Source organism: Roseibium algae, from assembly GCF_037783265.1.
Lineage (GTDB): Bacteria > Pseudomonadota > Alphaproteobacteria > Rhizobiales > Stappiaceae > Roseibium > Roseibium algae.
In genome coordinates this window covers 300,132-315,611 of the sequence record NZ_JBAKIA010000005.1, presented here as the reverse complement: position 1 = coordinate 315,611, position 15,480 = coordinate 300,132, and the positions used below count along the sequence as shown (strand labels likewise).

General features: G+C 54.4%; 16 protein-coding genes and 1 tRNA gene. 8 read left to right on the top strand and 9 right to left on the bottom strand.

Translation table 11 applies throughout. The features are described from left to right. Positions 1-61: 61 nt before the first annotated feature. From V6575_RS10450 to V6575_RS10435, 6 genes are read right to left on the bottom strand one after another with little or no spacing between them, the layout of a single operon-like run. On the bottom strand, positions 62-2,104 hold the full coding sequence (locus tag V6575_RS10450; RefSeq protein WP_340274253.1) for a M3 family metallopeptidase: 2,043 nt from the start codon (positions 2,102-2,104) through the stop codon (positions 62-64). A gap of 58 nt (positions 2,105-2,162) precedes the next feature. After that, positions 2,163-2,504: an AAA family ATPase gene (locus V6575_RS23335; RefSeq protein WP_422785556.1), complete on the bottom strand. Its 342-nt coding sequence runs from the start codon at positions 2,502-2,504 to the stop codon at positions 2,163-2,165. Beyond that, positions 2,462-2,716 (bottom strand): AAA family ATPase, encoded by a 255-nt coding sequence (locus V6575_RS23330; protein WP_422785555.1) that lies wholly within the window; start codon positions 2,714-2,716, stop codon positions 2,462-2,464. Before V6575_RS23330 ends, V6575_RS23335 begins: the two co-directional genes overlap by 43 nt. Positions 2,717-2,719: 3 nt before the next feature. Continuing rightward, the gene (locus tag V6575_RS10445; RefSeq protein ID WP_340274252.1) at positions 2,720-3,121 is read right to left on the bottom strand and encodes a DUF2306 domain-containing protein; all 402 of its coding nucleotides are present in this window, start codon (positions 3,119-3,121) and stop codon (positions 2,720-2,722) included. Between the two features lie 51 nt (positions 3,122-3,172). Beyond that, positions 3,173-4,294 (bottom strand): agmatine deiminase family protein, encoded by a 1,122-nt coding sequence (locus V6575_RS10440; protein ID WP_340274251.1) that lies wholly within the window; start codon positions 4,292-4,294, stop codon positions 3,173-3,175. 13 nt (positions 4,295-4,307) lie between these two features. After that, positions 4,308-4,922 (bottom strand): pyridoxamine 5'-phosphate oxidase family protein, encoded by a 615-nt coding sequence (locus V6575_RS10435; protein WP_340274250.1) that lies wholly within the window; start codon positions 4,920-4,922, stop codon positions 4,308-4,310. Positions 4,923-5,432: 510 nt separating this feature from the next. Between V6575_RS10435 and V6575_RS10430 the strand changes: the two genes are divergently transcribed. The 7 genes from V6575_RS10430 (at position 5,433) to V6575_RS10400 (ending at position 12,791) form a co-directional block, all read left to right on the top strand. Then, positions 5,433-6,785, top strand: a complete 1,353-nt coding sequence (locus V6575_RS10430) for a substrate-binding protein (RefSeq protein WP_340274249.1) — start codon at positions 5,433-5,435, stop codon at positions 6,783-6,785. A gap of 93 nt (positions 6,786-6,878) precedes the next feature. Then, positions 6,879-7,907, top strand: coding sequence for a branched-chain amino acid ABC transporter permease (locus tag V6575_RS10425; RefSeq protein ID WP_340274248.1), 1,029 nt, complete (start codon positions 6,879-6,881; stop codon positions 7,905-7,907). Positions 7,908-7,912: 5 nt separating this feature from the next. After that, positions 7,913-9,046 (top strand): branched-chain amino acid ABC transporter permease, encoded by a 1,134-nt coding sequence (locus V6575_RS10420; protein ID WP_422785561.1) that lies wholly within the window; start codon positions 7,913-7,915, stop codon positions 9,044-9,046. A gap of 11 nt (positions 9,047-9,057) precedes the next feature. Then, positions 9,058-9,816 carry an ABC transporter ATP-binding protein gene (locus V6575_RS10415; RefSeq protein ID WP_340274247.1) on the top strand — a complete coding sequence of 253 codons (759 nt, stop codon included), beginning with the start codon at positions 9,058-9,060 and terminating at the stop codon, positions 9,814-9,816. Then, entirely contained in the window at positions 9,813-10,592 is a 780-nt protein-coding gene (locus V6575_RS10410; RefSeq protein ID WP_340274246.1) for an ABC transporter ATP-binding protein, read from the top strand. The genes V6575_RS10415 and V6575_RS10410 overlap by 4 nt, the downstream gene beginning before the upstream one ends. Before the next feature lie 103 nt (positions 10,593-10,695). Further along, a complete protein-coding gene (gene lhpI / locus V6575_RS10405) occupies positions 10,696-11,640 on the top strand; it encodes a bifunctional Delta(1)-pyrroline-2-carboxylate/Delta(1)-piperideine-2-carboxylate reductase (protein WP_340274245.1) in 945 nt (314 codons plus the stop codon). A 44-nt stretch (positions 11,641-11,684) separates the two neighbouring features. Next, positions 11,685-12,791: a calcium:cation antiporter gene (locus tag V6575_RS10400; RefSeq protein ID WP_340274244.1), complete on the top strand. Its 1,107-nt coding sequence runs from the start codon at positions 11,685-11,687 to the stop codon at positions 12,789-12,791. 18 nt (positions 12,792-12,809) lie between these two features. Here the strand turns inward: V6575_RS10400 and V6575_RS10395 are convergent, their stop codons facing one another. The 3 genes from V6575_RS10395 to V6575_RS10385 all read right to left on the bottom strand — a co-directional run bounded on the left by V6575_RS10395 (position 12,810) and on the right by V6575_RS10385 (position 14,527). Next, positions 12,810-13,664 (bottom strand): GNAT family N-acetyltransferase, encoded by an 855-nt coding sequence (locus tag V6575_RS10395; RefSeq protein WP_340274243.1) that lies wholly within the window; start codon positions 13,662-13,664, stop codon positions 12,810-12,812. A gap of 212 nt (positions 13,665-13,876) precedes the next feature. After that, positions 13,877-13,951: transfer RNA gene (locus V6575_RS10390), tRNA-Glu, on the bottom strand. Between the two features lie 135 nt (positions 13,952-14,086). Further along, positions 14,087-14,527, bottom strand: coding sequence for a VOC family protein (locus tag V6575_RS10385; protein ID WP_340274242.1), 441 nt, complete (start codon positions 14,525-14,527; stop codon positions 14,087-14,089). Positions 14,528-14,886: 359 nt separating this feature from the next. Here V6575_RS10385 and V6575_RS10380 point away from each other — a divergent pair, with 359 nt between their 5' ends. Continuing rightward, a complete protein-coding gene (locus V6575_RS10380; protein WP_340274241.1) occupies positions 14,887-15,468 on the top strand; it encodes a cold-shock protein in 582 nt (193 codons plus the stop codon). Positions 15,469-15,480: the final 12 nt, after the last annotated feature.

Sequence of the window (15,480 nt, the reverse complement as noted above, 5' to 3'; positions counted from 1 at the left end):
GGGATCAGGCAGGGGACCTCTTCAGTCGTCCCCTGCCTGAGTTGACTTCAAGCCAGAATTGTTACGCCGCAAGACCGCGTTTTTCCAAGAGGGCCTTGATGTCAGGCCCCCGTCCTCGGAACGCCTTGTAGGTTTCTGCCGGATCAGGGCGTCCGCCTGCGGAATAAATATGGGTGTAGAGCTTTTCCGCCGTTTCCGGGTCAAAGATATCGCCTTTCTCCTCGAAGGCCCCGAAGGCGTCCGCGTCCATTACTTCTGACCACATATAGCTGTAATAGCCGGCAGAATAGCCATCGCCTGAGAACGCATGGGCAAAGTGGGGGATACGGTGACGCATTGTGATGGCTTTGGGCATGTCGATGTCAGCCAAGGTCTTGCGCTCGTATTCGCTGACGTCCAAGTCCTTGCCGCTGTCGAGCAGGTGCATTTCCAGATCAACCAGCGCGCAGGCTGTGTATTCAACCGTGGCAAAGCCCTGATTGAAGTTCTCCGCAGCCAGCAGCTTGTCGAGCAAGGCTTTCGGCATGGCCTCACCAGTCTTGTAGTGAACCGCAAAGCGGGACAGCACGTCAGGTTCCGACAGCCAATGTTCATAGAGCTGGGATGGAAGCTCAACGAAATCACGGGCAACGCCTGTTCCTGCGATGATCGGGTAGGTCACATTCGACAAAAGTCCATGCAGCGCATGGCCGAATTCGTGGAACAGAGTGCGGGCATCTTCGAAGGTCAACAAGGTTGCCTCACCCGGAGCGCCCTTGGAGAAGTTCAAGACGTTGACGATGATCGGCGATACATCTCCGTCGAGACGATGCTGCCCCCGGAATGCGCTCATCCATGCGCCTGAGCGCTTGGAGGCGCGCGCGAAATAATCGCCCAGGAACAGGCCAACATGCTTGCCGTTCCGGTCCTTGACTTCGAACACCCGCACATCCGGCTGGTAGACGGGAAGGCCGTGCTTTTCTTCAAAGCTCAAGCCAAACAGGCGATTTGCCGTATCGAACGCAGCTTCTATTATCTTGTCGAGTTGCAGATAGGGTTTCAGCTCTGCCTCGTCGAGATCAAAGTCCGCCTTGCGAACTTTCTCCGAATAGTGACGCCAGTCCCATGGGGCGATCTCAAAGTTATCACCTTCGGAGCGCGCCATCTCTGCCAGCTTTTCTTCCTCAGCGTGCGCCTGTTTCAGAGCCGGTGTCCAGACTTTCGTCAGAAGTTCGCGGACCGCTTCCGGGGTTTTGGCCATCGTGTCGTCGAGCTTGAAGTGGGCAAAGCTGTCAAAACCGAGCAAACGGGCTTTTTCGGCGCGCAGGTCAATGGTTTCCGCGACGATTTTCCGGTTGTCGGTGTTTCCGCCACCTTCACCGCGGCTGGACCAGGCCTTAAAGGCTGTTTCGCGCAAGGTGCGGTTTGTCGAGAACTGCAGGAAAGGCTCAATCGAGGAGCGAGACAGAGTAATAACGTATTTGCCTTCCAGCCCACGGTCCTTGGCGGCTTCTGCGGCAGCCGAGATCAGGAAATCTGGAAGTCCTGCCAGGTCGTCCTTGGTTTCCAGCACGAGCTGGTAGTCGGCCTCGTCCTTCAGCATGTTTTGTCCGAACTGGGTGCCTATACTTGCAAGGCGCTGTGAAATCTCGGCCATTCGCGTCTTGGCCTCTGGCTCAAGCCCGGCACCGGCGCGCTGGAACATGGAGTGATAACGTTCCAGAACCCGTGCTTTTTCCTCGTCAAGATCGAGATTTTCGCGGTTTTCCCAAAGGGTCGCAATACGCTGATAAAGCGCGTTGTTTTGAAACGTTTCCGAGCCGTGTTTGGCGAATTTAGGGGCCATCTCGCGCTCGATGGACTGAAGCTCTGGGCTCGTATGCGCGCCGGTCAGATTGTAAAATGTCCGGGCTGTGCGGCTTAGCAGCTCGCCAGATTTTTCCAGTGCTTCAATCGTATTGTCAAAGGACGGGGCGTCAGGATTGTCCGCAATCGCGTCAATCTCAGCGCGGGCTGTGGCCATTGTCGCTTCGAAAGCATCCATGAAGTGGTCAGGCTCTATGTCACCGAAAGGTGGCAGCTCGAAAGGTGTTGACCATTTGTCGAGAAGCGGATTGGCGGTCATGGAACGGTCCTTGGTGCGCGTTTGGTTATGTTGCATTAGATATGGCGTGGTGAGCGCTCTATTCCAAGAGCGCAGACTTTGTTTCCAAGGTTGCCTCTATGCAGTCAGCTCGTTGGTCAATTGCTGCTGGTGCGAGAATGTCAGTCTCAAATCCTAGCTGTTGGAAGGATTTATAGAGATGCCGGTACTCCAGAACAGCTTCTTCAAAAGGTTTTTGTCGCTCTTTGTCAGTTTTGAATATTTCCGGCCAGGGCGGTGTCAGGAATACGAGCTTTGAATATCGCGGTTGAGTGAGAATCTTCTGGAGGTCCGAAGGGATTTGCAGATTTTGGAAGCTCATGTAGGTGATGGTATCAATCACAGAGCGGTCAAGAAACACTGGCTGATCGGACGAAGGCACTGTTTCAAGTCTTCCAGGTGCAATTTTACGCTAGCCCGAACAAATGCTTCCGGTGATACCCAGGGAAGGGCGTCTGATCCCTCGGTCATGGCGGTCACGACCACCTGGCGCCCTGCCTCTTGGACTACAGGGTACCCACGAATTTCAAGCTCTTTGAGAAGAGTAGATTTTCCGCCTCCCGAACAGCCTGACAGGATGATGAAGTTTGGCATGGTCTAGCTGCCAAACACGACGCTGTGCATGATCCTGCCGGGCACGAACGTAAACAGGCCAGCGACAATCAAGGCCCAGAAGAACAGAGCTGTCATGGCCCTTTTATGGGTTGATATCCGGCCGTATCTGGCTGCGATGACAGCTGCTGGAACGGCGACGAGTGTCAACAAGGACAGAAAATGGATCGGGCCGAAAGGGCCAATCAGCCGGAAGCCGAAGATGAATAAGCTCGACCCTGCGACCCACATCATCAGGATGCACCAGAGATATCCCAGAACACGATGATTGATCGTGCCTTTGGGGGCAACCATCTGAGCGGTACCGAGACAAAGGGCACCGATCGCAGCGAATGCGTGACTGGCAATTAACGGACCGGCGTTCAGGAGGGGCGTCAAGGATGCCATGTGAGATATGTCTTTTCAAAACAGGTCTGAAACAGGGGGGGCTCGCCGAGCCTATACGATTTTTGGTTGCTGTTGTGTGGCGCAATGAATGCCGCCGCCGGTTTCGCCGACAGGGTCCACATTCAGGCTGATGATTTGCCTGCCGGGATAGAGCTGGCTGAGTATCTCAGTGGCGATTGTGTCGGTCTTTTGGTCACCGAACTCAGCGCAAATCACGGCACCGTTGCACACGTAGTAATTTACATAGGAAGAGACAAAGTCATCAGTGATGATGCGTGTGCGTTCTGGTGATGGGATTTCAACAATTTCTAGCCTGTTTCCATTGGCATCTGTCGCCTGTTGCAAAATTGAGAGCGTTTTTCTGGCCGAATTTGAGAAAGCATCGTCGTCTTCGGAATAAGGCACCTGGATCAATACCGTACCCGGACGGACGAAACGTGCCAAGGCATCGATATGATCATCCGTGATGTCGAGCCCGCGCACACCCGGTGCCCAGATTATTTTCTCGGCACCGTAGGCTGCAAGCAAGCGGGATTCGACGCCGACTTTGGGCAAGGTGTTGCGGTTGGTATTCACCCAGCAGCTTTCATGGGCAAGCAGGGTTCCAGCTCCGTCCCACTCCACGCCGCCAGGTTCGCCGTACAGACCGCTATCATAGACGGGAAGGTTCAGGCGTTCGGCCACACGCCGTGAAATCTTCGCGTCATTGTCGCAAACCTGTTTGCCGCCCCAACCATTGAAGGCAATGCGGGAGACGCAGATCTCTCCATGGTCGTTGATGGCAAACAATGGTCCGGAATCACGGCACCATAGATCATCTGTCGGGATATCCCAGATGTCGATGTTGGATGATAAATAGCGCCGCGCATTGGCGGCTTCGCTTTTATCCATCATCAGAACAACTGGTTCGAAGTCCGCGATTGCATTGGCAATGTCGGCGATGGTCTTTTGCAGGTCGTTCAGGAAATAACGGTCAGGGTGAACCGTGCGGTTGACGGGCCACTGCATGAAAGTCCGCTCGTGCGGCGTCTCTTCTGCTGGCACGTAAAAGCCGGATGGTAGCCCCAAAGGTGTTGCTTGCGCCTTGGCCATTGGCAGTGCTCCTGAGCCCAGCGCTGCGACCATCACGCTCTTGCTGGCCAAGCCCTTGCTGAATTGTCTGCGGGTGATCATTGGGGCCTGGCCTCTACCACATGGTTTTTGCTGCGCGGCCGGGCCACTCATCGTCATAGGCCTTGCCGTTGACATTGCCCGCGGACATTTCCTGCAGGATTTGACCGGGTGTTGGCAGAGACGCCGGATCAACGTGCTTCTCGTTGTCCCAAAGACCAGCGCGCAAGACGGCCCTGGCGCATTGGAAGTAGATTTCCGAGACGGTGATCTGGATGACGCAGCGCGGTTGCTTGTTCTGTGTGGTCAGTTGCGCGAGCAGGTCTGGATCCGTGCTGAGATGAGCTGTGCCATTGATGCGTAGGGTAGACCCGGATCCGGGGATCAGCATCATCAAGGCAATGCGGGGATCACGAACGATATTGCGCAGAGAATCAACACGGTTGTTTCCGCGCCTGTCGGGCATCAGAAGCGTTTTTTCATCCTGAATAACCAGACATTGCTCGGCATCGCCGCGCGGCGAGCAGTCCAGTCCTTCAGGGCCGGATGTTGCCAAGGCGCAAAAAGGGGATGCCTCGATGAGCCGCCGATACAGCGGTGTGATCCGGTCGCTGACCTTCACCGTCGAGGCAGCCCCGGGATCCGTGTAAATCTGCTCAAGCTGTTCGATGGTTTCAATCCGATGCGACATCAGGGGCGTCCTCATTTGTTCAGGTCCTGTAGGCTTTTAGTTAGTCCCTGTCGCTCTTGGCCACAATGATTCTGCTGCGTGTTGGTCGTATGTTGCCACGATGCATGCGGTCGAAGATGGTCATATGAAAAAAGAATTATTTGACTTTTGTCTAATGCGGAATTTCGTTCCATTGAACAGTCTGACGAACATATTCTATGTGGCGTTGCAATATTATATTCTAAATGCAAATAAAAAATAGTTAGTTAGGTGAATGTTGCATTGCGTCAATTGTTTTGACTGCGAAGAAATACATAGATCTTGATTTTACATTTATGTTCGACTTCTGGCTGACCCACGCCGATAGTCGTATTGCTTGTTTGTCATGGGTTTTTTTAAAGTTGAAGCAGCTCGCAGTCAGCCTGGCAGAGGGCCGATGAATTGGTCGGAAATCGCTGCTGTATCTGTTGGCATACTGCAAACCGTTTGCAGACATTCGTTTAGGCTTTTGGGCCTTTCTGGGAGGAAAGCATGACACTTATTCGTAAACCACTGAGCCGTCGTTCCATCTTGCGCGCCGGTGCCGCTGGTGGCATCGGCTTGGCTGCGCCTACAATCTTTACGAGCTCCGCTTGGTCGGCGCCTTATCTGAACGAGCCCAAGGGCGGGGAAGTCACATTCGGCTTTAACGTTCCGCAGACTGGTGCTTATGCCGATGAAGGCGCAGATGAGCTGCGCGCTTATCAGCTGGCTGTCAAGCACATCAACGGCGAAGGGGATGGCGGCATGCTAAACACCTTCTCGTCCAAAGCGCTGGGCGGTAATGGTGTGAACGGCAAGAAGGTCGTTTATGTGACTGGTGATACGCAAACCAAGTCTGATGCAGCGCGTGCATCTGCCAAGCGTATGATCGAGAAAGACGGCGCCATCATGATCACTGGCGGTTCTTCCTCCGGCGTGGCGATTGCGGTGCAGTCTCTTTGTCAGGAAGCTGGCGTTGTCTTCATGGCCGGGCTGACACACTCCAATGACACCACGGGTAAGGATCGCCGGGCCAATGGCTTCCGTCATTTCTTCAACACTGAAATGACTGGTGCAGCGCTTGCTCCTGTGCTGAAAAACGCTTTCGGTTCCGACCGTAAAGCCTATCACCTGACAGCCGATTACACTTGGGGCTGGTCTCAGGAAGGCTCGATCAAGAAGTACACAGAGAAGATCGGTTGGGACACAGTTGCAGCTGTTCGCACGCCTCTTGGTGCTGGCGATTTCTCCCAGTACATCACGCCTGTGTTGAACTCCGGTGCTGACGTGCTGGTTCTGAACCACTACGGTAAGGACATGGTCAACTCGTTGACACAGGCCGTTCAGTTCGGACTGCGTGACAAGATGGTCAACGGCAAGCAGTTCGAAATCGTTGTTCCACTGTTCTCGCGTCTGATGGCGCAGGGTGCTGGCGATGCGATCAAGGGTATCTTCGGATCGACCAACTGGAACTGGTCGCTGACCGATGAAGGCTCCCAGGCTTTCGTCAAGTCTTTCGGTCAGGAATACGGCTTCCCGCCAAGCCAGGCAGCTCACACGACGTATTGTCAGGCAATTCTTTATGCTGATGCATGCCAGCGCGCAGGAACCTTTGAGCCTTGTGCAGTCGCAGCAGCGCTAGAAGACTTCGACTTCGATGGTCTGGGCAATGGCCCAACCCTCTATCGTGGCGCTGATCACCAGTGCTTCAAGGACGTTCTTGTCGTGAAGGGTAAAGAAGCCCCGTCATCGCAGTTCGATCTTCTTGAAGTTGTGGAAGTTACGCCTCGTGCACAGGTCGAATACGCACCTGACATGGCTGATGTGGCCGGCGATCTCGGCACTTGTAACAACGGCGCTTGATCTGCGTTTGAACTCAAAGAGCGGCCGCCTTTTCGGGTGGCCGCTTTCCTACAGGGGTATGGCTTTTAGCCAAAGAGAACACCGGCAAAACCGATGGATGTCATTCTACTTCAACTTCTGAATGGGCTGGACAAGGGCGGGGCCTATGCGCTTATCGCTCTCGGACTGACCCTGATTTTCGGCACGCTTGGTGTCGTAAATTTTGCGCACGGCGCGTTGTTCATGATGGGGGCCTTCTGCGCTGTCACGTTCAACAAGTTCCTAAGCCTTGAAAAAATCGTGCTGGACCCTGAGCGCACGACGGCCTGGGGCACACCGATGGAAGTGCGCACCCCCTACATCGAAGCCTTGTTGGGCGACTTTGGGGGCTGGATCCTGAATTATTCCGTTCCTGCGTCGATTCTGCTGGCCATACCGGTCATGCTTTTGATTGGCTTCGTCATGGAACGTGGCCTGATCAAGCATTTCTACAATCGGCCGCATGCTGACCAGATCCTTGTGACCTTTGGCCTTGCCATCGTTTTGCAGGAAATCATCAAGGCGATCTTTGGGGCGAACCCGATCCCGCAGGTTGCACCTGAAGCTGTTCGTGGAGCCGCTGACATTGGAGCGATGCTCGGGTTTGAGGCCGGAACAATCGTCTATCCCTGGTGGCGTATGGTCTATCTGTTGTTTGCTGGCGGTATCATAGCAGCCGTCTTCGCCTTTCTTCAATTCACCACATTCGGAATGGTCGTTCGTGCTGGCATGGCTGATCGCGAGACTGTCGGGCTTCTTGGCATCAATATCGAACGACGTTTTACCATTGTATTCGCGCTGGCTGCGGTTGTCGCCGGGGTGGCTGGTGTCATGTACACGCCGATTTTGCCGCCGGATTATCACATGGGCATGGACTTTCTGGTGCTGTCATTCGTGGTGGTTGTCGTTGGCGGAATGGGGTCGTTGCCCGGTGCGGTGGCCGCAGGATTCCTGCTTGGCATCTTGCAGTCTTTCGCGTCGATGAATGAGGTCAAGGATATCCTGCCGGGTATCGACCAGATCATCATCTATCTTGTTGCCGTGGTTATCCTGCTCGTGCGTCCGCGCGGCTTGATGGGCCGCAAGGGCGTCATGGAGAATTAATGACAATGAGTGCCCAAACGTCTCCTACACGCGATTTCGTGATCTTTGCGATCTTCGCCGTGGCTGTAATGACGATGCCCGTCTGGTTGGCTCCGGTTGGGGCCGGCTATCCGGATCTCTTGCAGAAATTCGCCATCTACGGATTGTTCGCGACCGGGTTCAACATCCTGTTCGGCCTGACCGGATACCTGTCCTTCGGCCATGCGGCTTTCTTGGGAATTGGTTCTTACACAGCCGTGTGGACCTTCAAGCTGCTTGGCATGAACCCGGTTCCAGCGGTCTTTATGGCGGTTGCCACGTCCGGGGTCTTTGCCCTGGCCATTGGTTACATCAGTTTGCGCCGGTCCGGGATCTACTTTTCGATCCTGACATTGGCGTTCGCCCAGATGTCCTACAATCTGGCCTATTCGGTTCTGACGCCGATCACCAATGGCGAGACTGGCCTGCGTGTTCTGGAGTCCGACCCCAGGTTATTTGACGCAGTTGACTCGACTGATGGTCCGCTGGTTTCAAATCTCTTTGGCTACGACATGAGCGGGTATCCGGGCTTTTACTTCTGTGCAGTAATCCTGATCATCGGGTTCTACATTGCCCAGCGTATCTTCCGTTCGCCCTTCGGCACCATGCTGCGCGCTGTGAAATCGAACCAGAACCGGATGAATTACACCGGCTTGAACCCACGGCCCTATACGCTTGCTGCATTCGTCATCTCTGGCATGTATGCCGGTCTTGCTGGTGCGCTTCTGTGTATTACAGATCCGCTTGCAGGGGCTGAGCGCATGCAGTGGACTGCGTCCGGTGAAGTGGTTCTGATGACCATTCTGGGTGGTGCTGGCACGCTGATGGGGCCGATCCTCGGCGCTGGTCTGATCAAGTATTTCGAGAACATCTTCTCGGCGTTCAACGATCAGGTTCTGAACCAGATCTTCGGTTTTCTGCCGGACTTCCTGCAGACGATTGTTGTTGCGGTTACAGGGCTTTTCGTTGGCGAAGGCTGGCATCTGACCCTCGGGGCTCTGTTCATGTTGATCGTGATCTTCCTGCCAGGTGGCATCATGGAAGGGGTAGAGCGCATTGGACGTCTGTTCAAGCGGTCGTCTGGCGACAAATCAGGCCAAAAACACGCTCCGGCTGAGTAAGGACGAACCAAATGGAAATCTTGAAAGTCCAGGGCGTCAACAAAGCCTTTGGCGGGCTTCGTGCCCTTGATGATGTCAACCTCAGTATCGAGGAAGGCGCGGTTCATGCGATCATCGGACCCAATGGGGCGGGCAAGTCAACTTTGCTCAATTGCTTCGTAGGACGTCTGATTCCCGATACCGGAACTGTCATGTTTGGCGACACCTCGCTGATCGGCTTGAAGGCCCATGAAATCAATCAGGCTGGTGTGTCCCGTGTGTTTCAAACACCGGAAATCTTTGGTGATCTAACGCTTTTGGAAAACGTCATGATCCCGACGATGGCAAAGCGAGACGGTGAGTTTGCGCTTCATTGCTGGTCCCGTGTTGATCAGGATGCGGAGGTCCGTGACAAAGCCCTTCACATGCTGGAGGACGTTGGCCTTGTGTCCAAGAAAGGTATGATTGCAAACAGTCTGTCACGTGGTGATAAACGTCGCCTCGAGCTGGCCATGTGCCTGGTCCAGGAGCCAAAGCTCTTGTTGTTGGATGAACCGACCGCAGGCATGTCGCGTGCTGATACCAATAACACCATCGATCTTCTGCAGCGTATTGGGTCTGATCGTGGCATCACCAAAGTCGTGATCGAGCATGACATGCATGTGGTGTTCTCGCTGGCCAGCAAGATCAGTGTTCTTGCCCAAGGCACAGTGATTGCGGAAGGCAAGCCGGAAGATATCAAGGGCGACCCGCGCGTGCAGGAAGCCTATTTGGGAGGAGCGCATCTATGAGCATCGCCGATGAGCAAGTTGCGAACAAATCCGTGCCTGGAATCAAGCCGGTGAAGCCGGCAGGTGGCGCGCCAGCGTTCTTTTCTGCCTGGGACATGCATGCCTACTATGGCGAAAGTTATATCGTCCAAGGTGTCAGCTTTGACATCCGGGAAGGTGAGATTCTGGCATTGCTGGGCCGCAACGGGGCAGGGAAGACCTCAACACTGCGGACCATTGCCCGGATGGATGATCCGAAACTGACACATGGCGAGATCTGGCTTGATCATCAGCCTCTTCATGACATGAAGAGCTATCAGGCAGCGCGATTGGGAGTTGGTCTTGTGCCTGAGGATCGGCGGATCATTCAGGGGCTGACGGTTCAGGAAAATCTCGAATTGTCCCAGATTGCCGAGCCCAAGGGTTGGTCGATCGAGCGTATCTATGAGCACTTTCCAAGACTGGCCGAGCGCCGGAACCAGGAAGGCACGACCATGTCAGGCGGTGAGCAGCAGATGCTCGCATTGGCGCGGATTCTGGCTCGTGACATCAAGCTTCTGCTGCTGGATGAGCCCTATGAGGGGCTTGCGCCGGTCATCGTGCAGGAAATCGAGCGGATCCTTCAAGGGATCAAGGAGCTTGGTATTACGACAATTATTGTTGAGCAGAATGCTGTTGCAGCCTTGAAACTGGCTGACAGGGCCTTGATCCTGGATATGGGAGAGGTCGTTTTTGACGGCACTGCCCAAGAGGTTCTCGACAATGTTGAATTGAGGCATGAGTATCTGGCAATCTGATTTTCAGCGATTCTCATGGTTTTGCATTTGAACCGGCGTCAATCAGACGCCGGTTTTTTTGTAATTGCGACCTGTTGGGCGCATGATTGAGGAAATGATTCGTATGCTGTTGCTGTCGCAGGATGAAACGCGCAAGGCTTTGCCTTTTGACCGCCTGATCGATGCGCTTGACGCCATGTTTATGACAGGCTGCGAGATGCCGGTGCGCCATCACCACGACATGGCGGTTCCCGGCGAACCGGATGCAACCATGCTGTTGATGCCAGCCTGGGTGCCAGGGGCCTATGTAGGCGTGAAGATCGTCAATGTCATGCCGGGCAATTCGGATCGCGGCCTGCCAGCGATTTCGGCAGAATATCTGCTGTCAGATGGGCGAAGCGGAGAGATGCTCGCCATGATCAACGGCGGCGAACTGACCGCACGGCGAACAGCTGCTGCCTCGGCCCTTGCTGCGCGCTATCTGGCACGCTCTGATGCCTCTCATCTGGTTATTGTAGGTACAGGCAGGCTGTCGATCAATCTGGTCGGCGCACATATGGCAGTTCGACCAATTACCAAGGTCAGCTTCTGGGGACGAAACCGCGCGAAAGCCGATGCGATGGCCGCTGAAGCACAGAGCCTTTACGGCGTTGAGGCTGAGGGCGTTTCGGATCTTGAAGTTGCGGTCGGTGCGGCTGATATTGTCAGTGCTGCCACGCTTTCCCTTGAGCCATTGATCCATGGAGCCTGGCTCAAACCGGGGACACACGTTGACCTGGTCGGGGCGTTCAAGCCAACGATGCGGGAGAGCGACGACGAGGCGATCCGTGTTGCAAGTGTTTTTGTCGATACAAGGAACGGCTGTACAAAAGAAGGTGGCGACATTGTCCAACCGTTGGCATCCGGTGTTTTGGCGTTGTCTGATGTCAAGGCAGACCTTTATGAACTTGCGCGGGGATTACATATTGGCCGCACCAATGATAGTGAAATTACATTATTCAAGTCAGTCGGTGCGGCTCTTGAAGATCTCGCAGGCGCTATTCTCGCTTATGAGAGTTCCAAGCGCTGAAATCGACTTGACGTCGGACAATGTTGAAAAGAGAGTTTTACTGGATGGGTAGCCTTAAATCTGAGTTTCCGTCCCTTGTCGGGTTTTTGTTGTTCGGTGCCTTTGTGGCATTCGGCGATCTTGTGAGCCCGGATCAGATTGGCTTGGGTGGTGGTCTCGCGGTTCTGTCGGTCCTGTTCCTGGCCATGATGTGGTGCGCTTTTTCTGTGGTCCGGCATGCGGGCGGTTTGGCGACGCTGCTGGGGGAACCCTATGGAACCTTGATCCTGACATTGGCTGTCATCGGAATTGAGGTCGCTCTTATTGCTGCTGTGATGCTGGGTGGGGATGCCAAACCGACGTTGGCCCGCGAAACCATGTTCTCAGTTGTGATGATTGTATTGAACGGATTGGTGGGGATTTGCCTGCTCGTCGGGGGGCTGCGCCACAAGAGCCAGAGCTACAATTTGCAAGGGGCGAACGCCTTTCTATCGGTTTTGATTCCGCTGGCAATCTTTGCGCTGGTGTTGCCGCGTATCACCCATTCTGCGCCAGGCGGACAATTGTCGCCGTTGCAGACAGGGTTCGAGATCATCATGTCAGTCGTGCTCTACGGCGTGTTTCTGGCCATTCAGACCCGCACCCACAGTGATATTTTCCAGCAACCGGATTCCGATGGGAAGAGTCATGATGACGATCATCACGGCGGAGTGGTCCGGACTATCCCATTTCATATTGTCGGGCTTTTGGGTGCTTTGCTGCCGATCATTCTGCTGTCCAAAAAACTGGCGCTTTATGCCAATTACAGCATCGAAGGCATGGGCGCGCCAATTGCCTTGGGCGGTTTCCTGGTTGCTGCCCTTATCCTGATGCCGGAAGGCCTCAGTGCACTTCAGTCTGCGCGTGAAAACAAGCTGCAGCGCGCGGTCAACATCTGCCTGGGATCGGCTGTGGCCACGATTGGACTGACTGTGCCGGCCGTGCTTGCGATTGGTTGGGTGACCGGCAAACAGGTCGAGCTTGGCCTTGAGATGGAAGACATTGTGCTGTTGTCCCTGACCTTGTTTGTCAGTGTCGTGACCTTTGCCAGTCGACAGACAAATTACCTGCAGGGCGCGGTGCACCTGGCCTTGTTTGCAGCTTATGTGATGATGATCTTTGATCTGTCGTAGGTATCCAGGCTTCTGAGCCTAGCCCAGTTCAAAGGTCGTCGTGCCGAATGTCTTGTCGAGAGGCAGATCCGGCGCGGGGCCTTTGTACATGCGGGCGGCTTCGAAAGACGGTGAAAGCTCGTAGCGCTCGGCAAGAGCGAGGGCAGCCTGATTGGTTTCCGGCGTGTTCAGATGAATTGTTTGTCCTTTCACCTGTCCTGCCAGCGCCCGGAACAGCGTATCCGCGATCTCCGGGGTGTCAGCGAACAATGGACCAATGTTGAAACCGTCGTGGCACTGGCGAATGACGCCATAACCTTTGACTGTGCCATCTTCCACAAAGGCAAAGCCGCGCCTGGTGTCCAGCATGGGCGCGCACCACAGCTTCAGGAAGTCTGTGCGTTCTGCGGGTACAAAAGCTCGGTCATAGTCCCAGATTGAAGGGAAGATGCCTTGCCCCAATGTGCACAATCGCGAATCCATCGGCGTATCAACCATAGACAGACCGCTTTGCTGAAGTGTGCGGTGGGCAAATTCAAAACCGGATTCGCGATAGTTGTCCTGTTGGGCCACAACGCCATCAAGGCCAATGGTGCGGCCTTCCAGGTGCTTGATCCCGTGGTCCCAGATGGACATGCCATAGCCTTTGCCACGGTGTTCAGGGCGGCAGATGTAAAAGCCGATGAAACCATAGGTTTCGCCGTAGCGAATGGCCGAGATACAGGAAACCGGTTCGCCTTCGTTCCAGGCCATGAAGAAACCGCCGGGATCGGCTGCCCGGTAGGGTTCAAGATCTTCCAGTCCGGGGTTCCAGCCCTCTTCCTTTGCCCAGGTGAGGGCAAGAACAAGGTCAGCTTCGCTCATGGTGCGGATTTCAAGCGGGCTGGCGGTCATGGAAAGCTCCTGGATAACATTTCTGCCCGTTTGGACGGATCAAAACGTGCCCCAGACGAAACCGGAAATGCTCTAGGTGGCTGGATCACAGGTAAACGTCATAGGGTACAGGCTAGCTGCTGGTCAATCGTACCAGTGCTTAAAGCTGCAATATCGATCAGGAGCAGCCGAAATTGGCACTTAACTGTCGAAGAATGATCATTTGGGAAAAATGGTACGCCCAAGGGGAATCGAACCCCTGTTTTCGCCGTGAAAGGGCGACGTCCTAACCGCTAGACGATGGGCGCACTGTCAACGCTTGCGCGTCGTGGGAGGCTTATAGGCAGATTTCTTTGTGCCTGCAAGGGGGTTATGTCACAAAATTCACAGGCCCGGAAAGCCGGGCCTGTGAATGGCTTAAAAGCTTGGAATAAATGTCAAACTCACCATTCGCCGGTATTGGGCATTGAAGCCCATGGCTCTGCCTTTTCAAGGGCTTCGCCCTTTTGCAGAAGCTCAATGGAAATATTGTCCGGCGAACGAACAAAAGCCATGCGACCGTCCCGTGGCGGGCGGTTTATGATGACGCCTTTTTCCGCAAGCTGAGCGCAAAAATCGTAGATGTTGTCGACCTCATAAGCCAGATGACCGAAGTTCCGTCCGCTGTCGTATTCTTCCGGATCCCAATTGTAAGTGAGTTCCAGAAGTGGTGCGCTGACAGCCTTGCCGCTTTCAATGTCATCTGAACCTGCAAGGAAGATCAGCGTGAAACGACCGGCTTCATGGTCTATGCGGCGGACCTCGGTCATCCCCATCTTGTTGCAATAGAAGTCGAGAGAGGCGTCTACGTCGGTGACGCGGACCATGGTGTGCAGATAGCGCATGGATTTTCCCATTGCTGGAGTGGTGTTCTTCAAATCTGGACTACAAGATTTGCACTATGGCAGAAATTACAAGCCTTGATAGCTCTGCAAGTTAAAGGTGTCGACATCGTCCTGCTTATTGGTGCTTTCAACAGGCATGAAGTTTCCTTGGCTCAATACATCGGCAGTCTGACCTCATTTGCCTGTGAAATTGCCAATGCTGCATCAGATGTCGAGAGAAATGGTCTGTGGTTAGTTGGACAATTCCTCTTCTCGCTTTGGGGCGGGGTGTTATCCTTTTGTTAGGAATCACCCACTCGCTGAGTCGTTTTAGGGATTTGGCGGGTAAAAGATGCGAACCAGATACGGGGCTAGTTGTTATGGGGGGAAATACCTTTACGGATCCCCGCGCGATCGAAGCGGCAGAGGATGTTGCCGTCGACGTGATCGAGGTTGCGGGTTCTATCAAATGGTTTGATGTTGCCAAAGGATATGGCTTCATTGTTCCCGATAATGGAGAGGAAGACATTCTTCTTCATGTGACCTGTCTTCGGCGTGACGGGTATCAAACAGCTTATGAAGGCGCGCATGTGGTTTGCGAAGTTCTGGACCGGCCAAGAGGGCTTCAGGCCTTTCGGATCCTGTCCATGGACGAATCCACTGCAACGCATCCCTCGCAGCTTCCTCCCTCCCGCACGCATGTTCAGGTTGTTCCTGAAAGTGGGTTCGAGAAGGCCACTGTCAAATGGTTCAATCGTGTGAAAGGCTTCGGATTCTTGACCCAAGGGGAAGAGACCGAGGACATCTTTATTCATATGGAAACATTGCGGCGCTTCGGCATTACCGAGTTGCGACCAGGCCAGGAGGTTCTGGTTCGGTTCGGAATGGGGCCTAAGGGGCGCATGGCTGCAGAGATCAGGCCATCGGGAACAACGGGTGTTCACATTCCGTCATCCCATTGAGCACATATGTTG

Bases quoted from the DNA above. Each gene is read 5' to 3' on its own strand.
- V6575_RS10395 (WP_340274243.1), bottom strand. From the start codon at position 13,664: ATGACCGCCAGCCCGCTTGAAATCCGCACCATGAGCGAAGCTGACCTT.
- V6575_RS10435 (WP_340274250.1), bottom strand. From the start codon at position 4,922: ATGTCGCATCGGATTGAAACCATCGAACAGCTTGAGCAGATTTACACG.
- V6575_RS10420 (WP_422785561.1), top strand. From the start codon at position 7,913: ATGAGTGCCCAAACGTCTCCTACACGCGATTTCGTGATCTTTGCGATC.
- lhpI (WP_340274245.1), top strand. From the start codon at position 10,696: ATGCTGTTGCTGTCGCAGGATGAAACGCGCAAGGCTTTGCCTTTTGAC.
- V6575_RS10380 (WP_340274241.1), top strand. From the start codon at position 14,887: ATGGGGGGAAATACCTTTACGGATCCCCGCGCGATCGAAGCGGCAGAG.
- V6575_RS10385 (WP_340274242.1), bottom strand. From the start codon at position 14,527: ATGCGCTATCTGCACACCATGGTCCGCGTCACCGACGTAGACGCCTCT.
- V6575_RS10450 (WP_340274253.1), bottom strand. From the start codon at position 2,104: ATGACCGCCAATCCGCTTCTCGACAAATGGTCAACACCTTTCGAGCTG.
- V6575_RS10430 (WP_340274249.1), top strand. From the start codon at position 5,433: ATGACACTTATTCGTAAACCACTGAGCCGTCGTTCCATCTTGCGCGCC.
- V6575_RS10400 (WP_340274244.1), top strand. From the start codon at position 11,685: ATGGGTAGCCTTAAATCTGAGTTTCCGTCCCTTGTCGGGTTTTTGTTG.
- V6575_RS10440 (WP_340274251.1), bottom strand. From the start codon at position 4,294: ATGATCACCCGCAGACAATTCAGCAAGGGCTTGGCCAGCAAGAGCGTG.
- V6575_RS23330 (WP_422785555.1), bottom strand. From the start codon at position 2,716: ATGCCAAACTTCATCATCCTGTCAGGCTGTTCGGGAGGCGGAAAATCT.
- V6575_RS10415 (WP_340274247.1), top strand. From the start codon at position 9,058: ATGGAAATCTTGAAAGTCCAGGGCGTCAACAAAGCCTTTGGCGGGCTT.
- V6575_RS10410 (WP_340274246.1), top strand. From the start codon at position 9,813: ATGAGCATCGCCGATGAGCAAGTTGCGAACAAATCCGTGCCTGGAATC.
- V6575_RS10425 (WP_340274248.1), top strand. From the start codon at position 6,879: ATGGATGTCATTCTACTTCAACTTCTGAATGGGCTGGACAAGGGCGGG.
- V6575_RS10445 (WP_340274252.1), bottom strand. From the start codon at position 3,121: ATGGCATCCTTGACGCCCCTCCTGAACGCCGGTCCGTTAATTGCCAGT.